General features: G+C 67.3%; 13 protein-coding genes. 1 reads left to right on the top strand and 12 read right to left on the bottom strand.

Annotated elements, in window-relative coordinates:
* Positions 1–90: 90 nt before the first annotated feature.
* The 11 genes from ABW18_RS09765 to ABW18_RS09715 form a co-directional block, all read right to left on the bottom strand.
* Positions 91–831, bottom strand: a complete 741-nt coding sequence (locus ABW18_RS09765) for a DNA alkylation repair protein (protein ID WP_049698802.1) — start codon at positions 829–831, stop codon at positions 91–93.
* On the bottom strand, positions 828–2039 hold the full coding sequence (locus ABW18_RS09760) for an NAD(P)/FAD-dependent oxidoreductase (RefSeq protein ID WP_049698801.1): 1212 nt from the start codon (positions 2037–2039) through the stop codon (positions 828–830). Before ABW18_RS09760 ends, ABW18_RS09765 begins: the two co-directional genes overlap by 4 nt.
* 84 nt (positions 2040–2123) lie before the next feature.
* Positions 2124–2687, bottom strand: a complete 564-nt coding sequence (locus ABW18_RS09755; protein WP_083444358.1) for a hypothetical protein — start codon at positions 2685–2687, stop codon at positions 2124–2126.
* Positions 2684–3334, bottom strand: a complete 651-nt coding sequence (locus tag ABW18_RS09750) for a hypothetical protein (RefSeq protein WP_053117427.1) — start codon at positions 3332–3334, stop codon at positions 2684–2686. The genes ABW18_RS09755 and ABW18_RS09750 overlap by 4 nt, the downstream gene beginning before the upstream one ends.
* Positions 3331–3717, bottom strand: a complete 387-nt coding sequence (locus ABW18_RS09745) for a hypothetical protein (RefSeq protein ID WP_235434343.1) — start codon at positions 3715–3717, stop codon at positions 3331–3333. The genes ABW18_RS09750 and ABW18_RS09745 overlap by 4 nt, the downstream gene beginning before the upstream one ends.
* Positions 3718–3947: 230 nt before the next feature.
* A complete protein-coding gene (locus ABW18_RS09740) occupies positions 3948–4580 on the bottom strand; it encodes a hypothetical protein (protein WP_083444357.1) in 633 nt (210 codons plus the stop codon).
* A gap of 119 nt (positions 4581–4699) precedes the next feature.
* Complete coding sequence (locus tag ABW18_RS09735) at positions 4700–5368, bottom strand: TetR/AcrR family transcriptional regulator (RefSeq protein ID WP_200903244.1); 669 nt, start codon at positions 5366–5368, stop codon at positions 4700–4702.
* On the bottom strand, positions 5365–6699 hold the full coding sequence (locus ABW18_RS09730; protein WP_049698798.1) for a cytochrome P450: 1335 nt from the start codon (positions 6697–6699) through the stop codon (positions 5365–5367). The genes ABW18_RS09735 and ABW18_RS09730 overlap by 4 nt, the downstream gene beginning before the upstream one ends.
* Positions 6700–6840: 141 nt before the next feature.
* Positions 6841–7857 carry an o-succinylbenzoate synthase gene (locus tag ABW18_RS09725; protein ID WP_049699028.1) on the bottom strand — a complete coding sequence of 339 codons (1017 nt, stop codon included), beginning with the start codon at positions 7855–7857 and terminating at the stop codon, positions 6841–6843.
* A 26-nt stretch (positions 7858–7883) separates the two neighbouring features.
* The gene (locus ABW18_RS09720; RefSeq protein ID WP_414652000.1) at positions 7884–8687 is read right to left on the bottom strand and encodes an alpha/beta fold hydrolase; all 804 of its coding nucleotides are present in this window, start codon (positions 8685–8687) and stop codon (positions 7884–7886) included.
* A 49-nt stretch (positions 8688–8736) separates the two neighbouring features.
* On the bottom strand, positions 8737–12522 hold the full coding sequence (locus tag ABW18_RS09715) for an nSTAND1 domain-containing NTPase (protein ID WP_049698797.1): 3786 nt from the start codon (positions 12520–12522) through the stop codon (positions 8737–8739).
* A 189-nt stretch (positions 12523–12711) separates the two neighbouring features.
* Between ABW18_RS09715 and ABW18_RS09710 the strand changes: the two genes are divergently transcribed.
* Complete coding sequence (locus tag ABW18_RS09710; RefSeq protein WP_049698796.1) at positions 12712–13017, top strand: LuxR C-terminal-related transcriptional regulator; 306 nt, start codon at positions 12712–12714, stop codon at positions 13015–13017.
* A gap of 320 nt (positions 13018–13337) precedes the next feature.
* On the opposite strand, the gene ABW18_RS09705 is transcribed toward ABW18_RS09710, so the two are convergent.
* Positions 13338–14276 carry an alpha/beta hydrolase gene (locus ABW18_RS09705; RefSeq protein ID WP_049698795.1) on the bottom strand — a complete coding sequence of 313 codons (939 nt, stop codon included), beginning with the start codon at positions 14274–14276 and terminating at the stop codon, positions 13338–13340.
* Positions 14277–14408: the final 132 nt, after the last annotated feature.

Below are 14408 nucleotides of genomic sequence, written 5' to 3'. Positions count from 1 at the left end.
AGCGCTGCAGCAACCGTGGGCCCAGCGCTGCAGCAACCGTGGGCCCAGCGCTGCAGCAACCGTGCGCTCAGCGCAGCAGCAACCGTGCGCTCAGCGCAGTGACCGGTAGTGGGCCCGCGCCTCTGGATCGAGGTGTTCGACGGCGTATCCCAGTGCGGTACGGCCCATGTGGGCGGCGTGGTCGTCGAGGTAGGACGTGAGCGCCGTGGCGTCGACGCGCTTGCCCATCTCGCGCAGCATCCACCCGAACGCCTTCTGGATCAGCGGGCGGCGGTCGTCGATCACCAGCGGCGCAACCGCCGCAAGCGCCTGCGCATCGCCGTGTTTGATCCATGCGAAGGTCCCGATGATGCCGATCCGCTTCTCCCACAGATCATCTCGCGCAGCGAAATCCACCAGCACATCGACATCGCCGTGCTGCCACGACCATTCGCCGAGTATCGGATCGGCAGACGAGTCGACGAGGTCCCAGTTGTTCACCGCCCCCGCGGCCACCGCCGCCAGGTAGTCCGCGACCCACAGGTCGGCCTCCGCGGCATCGGCACGGTCGAATCCGTCACGCGCGCAGAACAATCCGGCCAGTCGCACCTCGTGGAAGCGCGAGGTGAGCAGAGTACGGACCTCGCCGCGACTGATCCCGCGGAACCGCTTGGCGATCGCCCGCAGTTGGGGCACGCGGACACCGAGAAACTCGTCATCGCCGCCGTAGCCGCCCGGATGCGCCTGGAAATACGACGCCATCGACGTGGCGCGCTCCGGATCGGCCAGTTCGTCGATCGCGGCGATCACGTCCTCGGCGGAACCTCCCGCGCCAGCTGTGCGAGGACTCACGCGTCGGTCACAAGCTCCGAAATCGGCGTCGGTGTCAGCAGTTTCGGACGTGTCTTCATCACGGCGCCCACCTTGCCCGCGCCGACGACCGCGGTGAGTATGCTGCCCCTGCTGTAGTAGGCGAGGAACTTCTTGCCGTCGTCGGAGACGATGTGGACGTCGTCGTCTGCGCGTGGTTCGCCGAGCACCTGGATCTTGACGTCGAACTGATCGCTCCAGAAGTACGGCACGGCGGCCGTCGCACCTTCTCCACCGGTGATGTCGGCGGCCACGACCGCAGCCTGCTCGACCGTGTGGTTCCAGTGCTCGACCCGTCGAGGATCGCCCGCATCGTCGAGCCAGTTGGCGACGTCGCCGACGGCATACACGCCCGGCACAGACGTGCGTCCCTGTGCGTCGCAAGCGATTCCGCCGCCGACCTCGCGGGGCGCGAGTTCGATGTCCGAACCGTCGAGGTAATCGGTCACCGGCGTCGATCCGATTCCGGCGACGACGAGGTCGGCGGGCAGGACCGACCCGTCGTCGAGCTTAATTTCGCGGACTGCGCCGCCCTCGCCCGCCACGATCTCGGCGACGCCGACTCCCGTACACACGGTGACCCCATTGGCCTCGTGCATCCGCGTGACGAGCGCTCCGATCCGCGGCCCCAGCGCGAGCGCGAGTGGTGTGGGCGCCGGTTCCACGATGGTGACGTCGATTCCCTGCGACGAGAGGCTTGAGGCCACCTCACAGCCGATGAATCCCGCGCCGATCACCACCGCGTTCTGCGCCGCATCGATGGCCGATCGCACCGCGAGCGCATCGGCGAAAGTGCGCAGGGTGTGCACACCCGACATCTCATCGGTGCCTGGGAACGTACGCGGCCGCAGTCCTGTCGCGAGCACCAATGTCTCGTATTCGACGACGCCGCGCTCGCCCTCCTCGTCGACCACCGTCACGGTCTTCGCGTCGGTGTCAACGGAACCGACGGTGGTACCGAGACGCAGCGTGATATCGGAATCGGTATAGAAGGCAGTCGGTTTGAGGTCGACCCGGTCGTCCTTGCCCAGCAGCACCGACTTCGACAGCGGCGGACGATCATACGGCGGGTGCGATTCGGCACCGATCAGCGTGATCGGCTTGTCGTACCCATCGGCGCGGAGGTTTTCGGCCACTCGGATCGCTCCGAGTCCCGCCCCGACGATCACGACACCCGATGTTGCGCTCATGAGATCCTCTCGTTCGGCACGGTCACACTCCCCGATAGACGGCCGTCGGCGAATGATGCCCCGCGTCCGAGCGATGCCTCTGCATCAGCGAGTGATGTCCCCGACGGGTGTGAGGTCGGCCAGTAACCAGTTCCCGTCGACATTACGCATGTGCGCCCACCGAGCAATAGGGGTTCTGGTCGGCGAATTCTCGTCGCTCGGCCCGGCAGAGTTCCCGAGCGTCTCGTCGACGAAGACCAGGACACGCGCGGCCGACGTGGTGTACGACGCAACACCCGCATCGACGACCTCGGCTCCGACGGTCAGCCCGCCCGCGACGGCGCCGGGCAGCACGGCGTCGGGACCGCGGACTGCGTACCGGGTTGCGAGTGGATCGGTCAGCCCGGCGGCCACCGTTTCTCGTTGCTTCTCCGACGCATTCGGTGCCACACGCAACGTCTGTTCGACGATCCGTTCGGTGGCCGTCAGCAGCGCCGTGCGCTCCGCGTCGTCCGGTGCTGGCCTGTCGGTGTACGCACGGGTCCACGACACCGCAGCGACAACCAACGCCACGACGACGATCAGCGACGCCGCGAGAAGCACTCTGCGCGCACGACGCGGCAGGCTGTGGTGGACGACGAGCGGTCTCATGCGGGCACCAGTGCTCATTTCACCACCACCTCGGCGGTCTTCCACGTCCCGCCGACGCGTTGCAGCGACAGGCGCACCGTGAGCACGTCGGTGTCCGGGTCGGCGCCGAGCAGAGCGGGATCGGAGGCCTGCGCGGTGACGAGCGCGTCGGCACGCGCCCCGTCCGACGTCGACGTCGGGTCGCTGATCAAGCCGGCCGCGATCACCCGCCCCGACATCCCGGTTTCGGTAGAGGACACCGCGGCGACGAGTGCATCTCGTGCCTTGCTGAGCCGATCATGCTCTGCGCCAGTACTGTTCGCGATGATCCGGTCGGCGTATCCGGCCGCGTCTTTCGGCGTTGCGGTCAGCATCGCCGTCACCGCTCCGCGTGCGGCGTTCAGCGCGTCACGCTGCCCGGCTGCGCGCTCGTCCTGCCGGTGATCGACCACTGCGAGGACGGCGATCGCCACCAGTCCGCAGACGATGAGCACTGCGGCACAGGCCAATCCGATACGCAGCGAGCGAGACCGGCGTCGGGCACGCGCGCGTAGCGCATCCGCCGCGGCGATCCGCGCGCGTCGCGCCGCCCGAGTTGCCTCGTCGACCCGAGAGGTAGCCGCCCGAACACGCTCGTTATCCGACGATCCCGGCTCGCCGTTCTCGGATTTCTTGATGTCGCTCACGCGAGCACCTCGACTCCGGTCACGAGCCAGCGACCGTCGATCTCGACGAATGATGCACTGACCGTTCGCTTCTCGGTGACCGGAGCGGCATCTGCACGAGTCGTGGTGACCATTGCGGTCATCAGCACCGTTCCGCTGTCTGCCTGCGCACTCGACACCGCGACGTCGCCGGGCCGCCATTCGACGGCCGTCACGCCGCCCTCGGGTGCGCGGCCGAGTTGCGCGGCAAAGCCTTCCGCGAAGTCGCCCGTGACGAGACTGCGGGCGCGGGCGCGGTCGGTCTGCCACGTCGCCGAGTGCACGGTGAAGACCGCGGCAACCGTCGACCCCGCCTGCTCGCGCAACTCGGTACGCGCCTGCTCGACGGCGCTGTCGTGTGCCACCGCGCGCGATGCCACAACGACGCCAGTCGCCACCGCGGCGAGCAGGATCGCAGCACACAGCACGAGGACGACGGCACGGCGTGTTCCAACAATCCGGGTTCCGATAATCCAGGTTCTGATAATCCGGGTTCCGATAATCCGTTGTCGGCGAGTCTCACTCGTTGGCTCCCGTGAATCCCCAGCGCTCATGTCCCCAGCGCTCGTCTCCCCGGCGCTCACGTTCCCAGCACTCATGGCAGGTACTTGACGGCGCTCACCTTGAGCGCCCCGTCGTCGGGCACGACCAACATCGTCAACCGGAACTCGCGCACCGGCGTCTGCTGCTGACCGCGATAGCTGACTGCGGCCGCGACGAGGACCGTCGCGTCGTCGCCGGAGCGCGCCGAGACCGCCGACGCGTCGACCGTCGCATCCCCGACAGTTCCGGTGCGTCGCACGTACTCGGTGTAACTGCTCGCAGACTGGGCGAATTCGTCGTGGAATCCACCGGTCGCGTGGTCGAGGATGCGCCGTGCGCGGGCGGGGTCGGCAGGATCGGCCGACAGCAGCAGCGACGCCACCTCGGTGGCGGTGTGCCGATAGTCGTCGTCGGTGTATGCATGCGCCGCCCGCACCCACGCGGCCACTCCGACGCCCGCCGCGACGACGGCACCGATCACCACCAGCCCGACGAGCACCCACCAGCTCCGACGCACACCGGGCCGCAGCCCCGCGTCGACCTCGGCGTCGAGCAGGTCGTCGAGCGCGCTTCGCAACTCGGCGCGCGCACCACGCTCGTTGTCGAGTAGCGTCCGATCGCTCACCACGGACTCGCCGACGGACACACCTCCCGACGCCGAACCCGAACCTGCGCGCCGCATCATGACGCACGCCCTCCCTGTCTCACACTGCGCGTATAGAGCCGCGCCGCTTGCTCACTGCCTCGTCCACTGAATCCGCAGACGCGGGCGTCGCATCCACCCTAGGGCGTCGGCACGGACTCTCACCAGATCATCGGCGCCAGGAACGTCGCCGCGAAGTGACGCACACTGGTCGGCTCGCGCCGCGAATCGTCCGACGATGGCATCTCCAGATACGAGATGACCAGTCGCACATGAATTTCCACAGCTTGAGCAAGATCGTCGGCGGGCATCTGCGCGCCCGCGTCACGCAGCACGGCAGCGATACGCGCCGTAGCGACCTCGACGAAGAGCGCACCGAGTTCGGCGGTGAGACGCTTCACGCCATGATCGGCGAGAATCAACCGGTTCAGGAGCGGATCGTCGGAGATCATCTGGGCGCCCCGATAGAACGCCTCGACGACGGCGTCGGACGGTCCGAGTCCGGCCACCGCGGCGTCGAGTGTGCGCATCCCGCGCTCGTACCGGTCGGCCGCGACCGCGTGCAGCAAAGCGTCCTTGTTCGGGAACCGGCGATACAGCGTGCTTCTGCTGACCCCGGCGCGCGCGGCCACCGCGTCGACGTTCGCCTGCGCGATCCCGGCAATCGTGAACTCGTCGGTCGCGGCGGCGAGGATCGCCTCCTCCTGATCCGCGGGACTGCGGGTGTTGCGACGCTTGCGCTGTCGGAGGTCGCGGGGCGGCTCTCCCGACCCGGCGGTCCCTCCCAGAGTCTCGGCAGCGTTCGACGCCGCCTCCCGCGGACCGGTCATCGCCGCCACAACGCAACTGGCAGCCGGTCCTTGGGAACCGGTAATGCGCTGTAGTCCATCGGCATCCGATAGTCGCCGGGCACCGACCACTCGTAGCCGCGCAGCAGTTGGTGCATGATCGTCTTGATCTCCATCTGTCCGAAGTACAGGCCGATGCACTTGTGCACGCCGCCACCGAAGGGCGCCCACGCCATGCGGTGCTGTTTGTCCTCGGCACGGTCGGGCCCGAACCGCTCGGGGTCGAATCGGTCTGGCTCCGAATAGATCTCAGGGTCGCGATGATTGGTCAGTTGCGAGATCGAGACCATCGTGCCCTCAGGGATGAAGAAGTCGCCGATGCGGGTGTCGGCGATCGCCGCCCGCGGCTGGGAGGGTACCGGCGGACACAGCCGCAACGACTCCTTCATCACGAGGTCGAGAGTGGTCAGCGAGCCGAGGTCGTCATAGCCGAGTTCGTTTGGCAGCTCGTCGGATTCGTCGCGTGCACGTTGTTGCCACTCGGGGTGTCGGGCCAGGTGGTACGCCATCTGGGTCATGGTGATCGTCGAGGTGTCGTGTGCGGCCATCAGCACAAAGATCATGTGGTTGACCACGTCATCGTCGGTGAAGCGTTGTCCCTCTTCGGTTTCGGCGTGGCACAGCACCGAGAACAGGTCGGGGGTCTCCCGCGCCCGTTTGTCGGCGATCGCGGACGAGAAGAATTCTTCGAGGACTCGACGCGATCGCAGGCCCTTCCACCAGCGGCCTCCGGGAACGGGTTTGCGCACCAGCGCGACTCCCGCGCGCACCGTCTCGATGAACGCCTTGTTGAGGCGGTCGGCCTCGTCACGGGGCAGTTCGACGCCGAGGAATACCTCGAGCGCGACGTCGAGCGTCAGTGCTTTGAACTCGTTGGCCAACAACACCTTTCCCGTGGGGAACCGCTGCATGCGATCGATGATCATGGGCGACATCTCCTGCATGTAGCCCTTGAGCGCCGTGTTGGAGAAGACCTGCTGCATGAGCAGCCTGTGGTGACGGTGCTCGTCGAAGTCGAGCAGCATCAGACCGCGATTGAAGAACGGGCCGATGAAGTAGCTCCATGCTGGTCCGTTGGCGAAGGCGCGGTCGCGGTTGCGCAGGATCTCGTCGGCGGCGTCGGCTCCGGACGCGACCACCACCCTCAGGCCCAGCGCGTTGATCCCGTAGATCGGACCGTACGTCGCGCGCCGCGCAGCCGAGTAGCCGAACGGGTCACGCCGCATCGACAGCACCTCGAGCATTCCGTTGCGGTCGGCACACGGCACCGCACGCAGTCCACTTCCCGCAGGCGCCGGAGCGATGATCGTCATGTCGCAGCCTTCCGTCCAGGTGGTCAGAGCAGGTGGATCTGAGCAGCTGGACCAGCTATACAACCGACCCGCACTCGAAGTGAGCGCACTGTCGATGTGATCCAGCTCTCACCTCATTGGAACAGATCGGCGCAAATGTCTCTATGGTTTCGCGAAGTCCGGCTCGACTCCGCGTCGACGCAGCACCTCGTGGCACCGGCGCACACGATCGTGCCACCACGCGACCCGCTCGGGATCGGCATCGGCGCCGGACAAGAGTTCGACGTCAGGGCCAAACCACCGCGGGGCGACGACGCCATGTTCCGGCAGGAACGGCTCGGCCACGTCGACGGTGAACAACGAGCCGGTGCCGAGTCCGCATGCGAGGTCGAGTCGGTCAAGCGCCGCCGCGGCAGCCACTCCCGCGGCCATCCCCGCCGCGGTGTCGAGTGCGCTGGACACCACGACGGGCAGTCCGATCTCGTCGGCCAACCGCAGTACCGCACGCATGCCGCCGAGGGGTGCCACTTTGAGCACCGCGACGTCGGCCGCATCCGCGGCGACAACACGCATCGGGTCGGCGGCCTTACGGATTGACTCGTCGGCGGCGATCGGTACGTCGACCGCCCGACGCACCTGGGCCAACTCATCGACGGTCGCACACGGCTGCTCCGCATACTCGACGTCGCCGATCGCACGGATCGACGAGATCGCTTGCGCCACAGACCACTTACCGTTGGCGTCAATCCGGACCCGAGGGATCACCGCACGCGCCGCCGCAACGCGGTCGACATCGTCGGACAGCGACTGACCGGGCTCGGCCACCTTCACCTTCGCCGTCGTCGCTCCCGGGTAACGCGCCAGGATGTCGGCAACCTGATCGGCCGCGACGGCAGGCACGGTCGCGTTCACCGGTACGGAATCCCGTTGTGCAGCAGGAGGTCCGAGGTAGGCGGCCTCGATACCGGCTGCCAACCACGCCGCCGACTCCTCATCGTCGTACTCGACGAACGGGCCGAACTCGCCCCATCCCGCCGGTCCGCGAAAGATCAGCGCCTCGCGGCGGGTGATACCTCGGAACCGTGTCCGCATCGGCAACGCGACGACCCGTGCGGTCTCGAGGATCTCGTCGACCGGGGGTAGCCGCGGCCCGCTCGTGGCGGCATCTGTGGCCGTCATGTCCCCGTCGTTCTTGTCCCTGCCGTTCATGTCCCCGCCGAGAGGAAGTCGCCTGCCAGACTCACGAACCGCGAGCTCTGATCGCGGTGCACCGAATGACCCGCGTCGATGATCTCGAACGAGCCGTCGGGAATTCGCTCGCTCAGCGACCGAAGATGCCGGGGCGGAAGGAAACTCCGTTCGCCGCCGGAGATCACCAGCGTGCGCGCACTCACGTCGTCGAGTGCCGCCCACCACTGTGGTGCGGCGACCGCAAACTCGGCATTGACCTGGTCGGTGACCGATCGGTCGTACCGCAGGAACGGCCGCGGATCGGCGAGCAACTGCCCCAGGCCGCGTATGCGTTCGCCGAGTGTCGCGTCGACCGCGATCTCCTCGGCGAGGTCGGCGTCGTCGCGGGGCATCGGCGGGACCTCTTCGAGCACGAGGCGTCGGACTCGCTCGGGCTGGTCCATCGCGACACGCAGCGCGGTGTGCGCACCGAGGGAGTGCCCGCCGAGGTCGACGGTGTCGAGACCGAGTTCGTCGAGGACGAACGCGACGTCGGACCGAAAGTCATTGAGCCCGTATGCCTGCTCGCGACTGCTCACGCCGTGCCCGCGCAGATCCATCGACACCACAGCGCGGCCGCGGCGTCGTAGTGACTTGGCGAACATCCGCCAGGTGGTGTGGTCGGAGGCCATGCCATGCACCAGGACCACCGGCACGCCGTCGTCGAGTGACCCCGACACCTCGACGGCGAGCGATTGCGCTCCGGATGTCGTGTGTCCGGACGTCGTAGCTCCGGACGTCGTATCGGTGTCGATGCGGGGCCGACGGAAAGTACGCACGTCTACCAAGAGTAGTCACGGGGCGTGCCACAGACCTGCGGGCGGCCGGTCACCGCCTACACGGCGAGGTGTAGTCGAGCCCGCGGATATAGGTCCGCCACTCCTCCGGGGTGATCGGGTCGGCGCCGTGAGCGCACTGTTCGTCGATGATCTGCGCCGGGCCCAGCGTCCAGGTCTCCATGAAGCCTCCCTGCCCTGCCGCGACGATGCGGTCACCGGGGAGGAAGCGGACGTCGTACACGCGTCCGGGATACGACCGCAGCACCACATCGGCCTGACCGTCGGCGAGGTTCCACACCCACACCTCCGAGTTGCTTCCGCCCGCGATCACCCGCTTGCCGTCCGCGGAGAATCCGGCACTGTAGAGCTGTCCCGCAGGTCCGGAAAGCTCGATCGTCCTGCGCGGATGGCGTCTGTCGGAGATGTCGGCCACCTCGACGTTGCGTTCCTCCGACGTCGCGACGATCGAGGTGCCCGCGGCGTCGAACCGTACCGAGAGCGCCGAGGCCTTGAACCTGATCGGATCGGGATATGCCTGCGGCGCAGCGGGATTGGAGAGATCGATGAGTCGCACCGGCCCCGTCACCGTTGCCACGGCAGCCGTACGCCCGTCGGGACTCAAAGACGCCCACGCGATCCCGCCTCCGGCATCGAACCTGGAGACGACACGCGGCGCCGACAACGTCGTGGCGTCGATGACCGTCAGACTGTTGCCATCGGTGGCGCCGGTGATCGCCAGGCCCGACTTCTCGCTGTAGTCGACGGTCTCGTTGAGCGTCGGTTGTGCTGCGACACTGCCGACGACGCGTGGCTGCCGGGGGTCGGAGTAGTCGGCGAACTGTACTGTCCCGGTGACCGTTCCGGTGGTGACCACGCGACCCGACGGAGACATCACCACCGCTCCCGAGTACACGAGTCCCTCGGCGGGGATCAGATCCGGCCCACCACGCACGATCGCGGATGGCTCGACGCGCCACTGCGTGATCCGACCGTCGGTGCCCGTGTCCGCCGCGACGATCGTCGTCGCATCGCGGTTCGCCGGTATCTGGTAGACGCTGTTGGAACCGACCGACGTCATGCCGAGGACCGGAGGCCAGTCCTGGACGCGCCCGTCCTCGCTCGACGAGACGATGTGATCGCCCGCGAAGACCACTGACACCGAGTTCGACGACCCGGTCAACACTCGAGGCGCCGCAGCCGGATTGGTGCGGTCGAACACCCGAATCGTGTTGTCGGCACCCGCGCCAATGACTTTCGTACCGTCACCGTTCAACGCCACCGCATTGACGTAGCTGTTGAAGCCGCCGAAACGCGCCACCGAGCGTGGTGCTGCGGGATTCGCGACGTCGAACTCCTGGATCACCCGACTCCGCAGCCCCGCGAGAAGTCGTGTCCCGTCGCGGGTGTAGACGAGTCCCTGCGCGAGTTCGTTGTCACGCCATTCGTCGAGTGGGATCTCGCCCGTCGGAACGATCGCGTCACCGTCGACCCGCCAGAGATCCACTCGACGATTCGCACTGCTGGTCGCGAGCGACTTCCCGTCCGCGCTGAACGCTGCCGCCCCCGCGACGCCCGCGACCTTCGGGGGCAACGGAAGCGACCGCCACGTCTGCCCCTGGGCCACCCACGCCTCGACGCCCCTGTCCGGAACCGACGCGACGACAAAACGGCCGTCCGGACTGACGGTGAGTCGGTTGATGTCTCCACCGACGTCGGGAAAGTCGTAGCGCCGCACCGGATGTGCGGGATCGGCGATGTCCCAGGCGGTGATCGTTCCGCGTCCGCCGAGTAGCAGCGTGCGGGCGTCGGGCATCAGTGCGACACCTGCCAACCGCCCGCCACCGCCGGGCGCACGGAACTCGGCGACCTTCGACTGCACCCCGTCGTCGTCGACTCTGAAGAGTCGGACCTGACCGCCCGCGCCGGCGGCCGCGATCAGTGAGCCGACGCGCGACATCAGTACCGAGCCCGGGTCACCGAGATATCGGGTCGGCACGCCGCGGCCCGTCGCATCGATCAGTCGCGATCGCGCCTCCAGTGTCGGTGATGCCTCGTAGGCGATCATCGCCAGTTGCGCCGCCATGAACGGATCGCGCTCGCCGAGTTCTGCCGACTGCACCGACAATTGGCGGCTCAGTGCCTCGTTTCTCGCATTCTCGGCAGCCTCACGCTGATGGACCGCATTCACACCCGCTGCTACGGCGGCGACGGCACCGATCACCGCGACGACCCCGAACACCGCGGCAAACAGTGCCACGCGCCGCAACTGAGAGGATCGACGCCTCTCGCGGTCGGCCTCTGCGGACCGTCGAGCAGTCGCGGCAGCCAGAAACTCGCTGCTGACCGGGTCGATCGGATCGCCGTCGGACTCCTGCGCCAGATGATCGAAGACCTCCAATCGCGGCCCACCGATCAGCATGTCGTCCGGCCTGCCGTCGGCGTCCCACGGCTCGGAGTACGCACGCAGTCTCCGACGCAACAGGAGTTGTTCCCGGTCGTCGTCGATCCACTCGCGCAACCGCGGCCACGCGGTCAGCAACGCCTCGTGGGTGACCTGCGCATGCGACGACGACACCGTCACGAGGCGAGACGCCGCATAGTTCTCCAGCACGTGCGCGGCGGGCGAATCCCCGTCCGCGGTCAGTTCGTCGAGCGGAACCCGACGTCGGGTCACCCCGTCCTCGTCGACGTTGACCATCGCGAGCAGCATGCGTCGCGCGATCTGTTGCTCGTCGGCGGACAGCTCTCCGTATACCTTCTCCGCCGCCTGCTCGACCGCGCCACCGATGCGCCCGGTCGCGAGGTAGTCGCGCACCGTCATCCGCCGACCGTCGGATTGGTCCCAGGTCGCGAGCAGCGCGTAGGAGAGCAGGGGCAGATCACCGGCTGCCGTCGACCCCGCCGCGGGTACGGCGTCGTCGAGGAGCATGTCGACGAGGTCGGGCTCGACCTCGACATCGGCGACGCGCGCTGGTCCGACGATGACCTCGCGCAACTGCTCACGCTGCATCGGCGGAACCACCAACTGGGAGTTCTCCAGCGTCTTGGGCACCCACGGCACGACGCGTCCGTAGAAATCGGCACGCAACACCCCGACGGGGACGATGTCGGAGCCCGGCGACTGCGCGGCGTCGAGGATCCGCGTGATCGCCTGCTTGCGCACGTCGTCGGAGTTCTGCGTCCACATCTCCTCGAACTGGTCGATCACGAGCAGCGCGGGCCGGTCGGTGTGCTCGTGCGCGGCCAGCTCGTCCATCGCGGCGTCGAGGGCCGCCAACGCGTCGTCGCCCGGCGTCATCACCGTGCACCGCCAACCGGCGAGCGGCCCCTCGTGGACGACCTGTGCAAGCAGACCCGCACGGACGAGCGACGACTTTCCGACACCCGACATTCCGACGACCATCACACCGCGCGCCATATCGCTGGCTTCGCGATCGGCGCTGCGCGTCGCGACGATGAGATCGACGAGTCTGGCCACGAGGACGTCGCGCCCGAAGAAGTAGCGATCGTCGGCAGCGTCGAACGTCGCGAATCCGCGGTACGGGGAGTCGGGCCGTGTGCGTCGACGGCCGGTCCTCCGCGCGCTGCGCTCGACGGCCTCCCACCAGGCGGCAACATCGTCGGGCTCCGTGACACCGCAGACGCCGAGAACCCTCTCGAACATCTGACGGCTCGCGCGGGTCGGGGCGTGCTGCCCGGCGAACCAACCGGCGACGGTCCCCAGTAATGCGTCGGCGTCGGCCGCGACATCACGCACACTCAGACCCGCTCGAACACGCAGTTCCGTGAGTGCGCGACCGAGTTCGTCGCGCGTCGTCACCGACTCCGGCCTCATCAAACCTCCTGCGCTTTTGTGCAGGTCAGCGTATCGACAGTCGTATCGACTTGGTGTACGGACGCGCCACAGACACCGCGCCGGAGGCACTGCGGTGAAGATAATTCAACCGTTGAGACGACACCTTGGTCGCACAATCACCGTCGGCCTCACGGCGCCCATTCGCACTCGGCGTGAACGAGGGAGTCCATGCACAAGACATCGTCAGTCCAGAATCGACCAGTACCTCTCCGTCAGATCGATGCCGATGCTGCCGCCCCGATACCGTTGCGCGCGCGCCTGTCCGCGCGCGAGGTCGAGGTGCTCGTGGCGTGGCTGCACTCGGAGTCCAAGGAGGAAGCCGCTCGACGGCTGTATCTGGGTGCGACGACCGTCAACACCCACATCTCCCGAATCCGGGCGAAGTACACCGCCGTCGGCAGGCCCGCCCCGTCGAAGGCCGCGCTGTTCGTCCGGGCCATCCAGGACGGCTACGTCGACCTCGCCGATTGGTGACGCCGGCTTCGGTGTCGGATCGCCGATCGTCGGTATGACGGATCGTCGGTGTTGCGGATTGTCGGTGTTGCAGATCGTCGGTATTGCGGATTGTCGGTATGACGGGTCGTCCACATTGCCGATCGTCCACATCGCCGATCGTCCACATCGCCGATCGTCCACATCGCAGAGCGTCGATGTCACGCCCGCGGCCGCGTTGGTGTGACGGGCAACCGCTCCCCATCCTCGGTCACGGGCGTGACATCGGCGTCGCACAGGACGTCCACGAGACTCTGACCGATCCGCGCGTCGCATCCCCTGAAAACGCGCGGAAGCATCGGTCACCTGTCGTGGAACCACCTGCTGTTCTTGGCCCGCCAGACCATGTCTTCCCAGTACGCCCACGTATGGGTGCCGGTACTCGGGAAGTCGGTTGTGACGGGGATCTTCTGTAGCGCAGCGGCGACCTCGAAGGCGCGCGTCTGTGCCAGCGCCGCGACCTCCAGCGGGGTTCCCTTGATCGACGACACCGCATCGGTGTTGTGGCGCCCCCACGTTGCCGAACCCGAGGCGATGCGGATCTTCATCCCTCGCATCCTGGGTAGCTGGACGAGCGGGTCGTTGCGCTCCCAGCGCGGATTCCACGGCGGACCCCACATTGCGTCCGCGCTCAGCGGTCCGACGCCCGCCTCGACACCAGCGTCGATGAGCGCGACGCGAATCGCCTCGCGCATGGTCGGCGCGGAAAGGTTGAGGTAGCCCGACATCGAGAAGATGTCGGAGACGCGGTTGCGGTGGTAGGCGCCGTAGATCATCGCGGCGTTGCCGCCCATCGAGATCCCCATCATGGCGTACTTCTGCTTCGGACCCACCGCGAGACCGCGTGCGTCGAGAGCGCGGATGATGCTGTCGAGGCGGCAGGTCCAGCGGTACCGGTAGGCGATCTTGCTTCCCGGGCTCTTGGCCTCCCAGTCGGAGTAGAAGCTCGCGAGGCCGCCGACCGGCTGGATGACATTCACTCCGGAATCCGCCATGCGCTGGATGTGCGTCTCGTGGCGCCATCCACTCATATCGCTCGTGGCGCGCAGTCCGTCGAGCGCGATGACCGTCTTGTAATTGCCCGAACGCGTCCACATGTCAACGGGGGTGGCAGGCATCCCGCAGCCGCCGACATAGAACCGTCCGAAGGATGCGGCATTAGCCGATCCAGCATTGACCAGTCCGACACACAGTGCCGTCGCCACGAGCACCACCAGAACGATCACACGTCGCACGGACATGACGGACCACCACGATCTCCTACGCACCGGTGAACCGTATTGCGACCGCCCACACCCGGGCCAGGCCAATCGGGCGTCGTGACCACAGGTCTCCGACATTGAGACCGGTCAGTTACCAAAGTGGCGGATGTG

Source organism: Gordonia jacobaea (assembly GCF_001186365.1).
In the GTDB taxonomy this organism is placed as follows: Bacteria; Actinomycetota; Actinomycetes; order Mycobacteriales; family Mycobacteriaceae; genus Gordonia; species Gordonia jacobaea.
Note: the sequence above shows the minus strand (reverse complement) of the source record. Positions and strands in the feature narration are given on the sequence as shown.

Coding starts and splice junctions, on each gene's coding strand:
- ABW18_RS09735 (WP_200903244.1), bottom strand. CDS start 5,368: ATGACCGGTCCGCGGGAGGCGGCGTCGAACGCTGCCGAGACTCTGGGA.
- ABW18_RS09755 (WP_083444358.1), bottom strand. CDS start 2,687: ATGAGCACTGGTGCCCGCATGAGACCGCTCGTCGTCCACCACAGCCTG.
- ABW18_RS09705 (WP_049698795.1), bottom strand. CDS start 14,276: ATGTCCGTGCGACGTGTGATCGTTCTGGTGGTGCTCGTGGCGACGGCA.
- ABW18_RS09715 (WP_049698797.1), bottom strand. CDS start 12,522: ATGAGGCCGGAGTCGGTGACGACGCGCGACGAACTCGGTCGCGCACTC.
- ABW18_RS09740 (WP_083444357.1), bottom strand. CDS start 4,580: ATGATGCGGCGCGCAGGTTCGGGTTCGGCGTCGGGAGGTGTGTCCGTC.
- ABW18_RS09730 (WP_049698798.1), bottom strand. CDS start 6,699: ATGACGATCATCGCTCCGGCGCCTGCGGGAAGTGGACTGCGTGCGGTG.
- ABW18_RS09725 (WP_049699028.1), bottom strand. CDS start 7,857: ATGACGGCCACAGATGCCGCCACGAGCGGGCCGCGGCTACCCCCGGTC.
- ABW18_RS09710 (WP_049698796.1), top strand. CDS start 12,712: ATGCACAAGACATCGTCAGTCCAGAATCGACCAGTACCTCTCCGTCAG.
- ABW18_RS09760 (WP_049698801.1), bottom strand. CDS start 2,039: ATGAGCGCAACATCGGGTGTCGTGATCGTCGGGGCGGGACTCGGAGCG.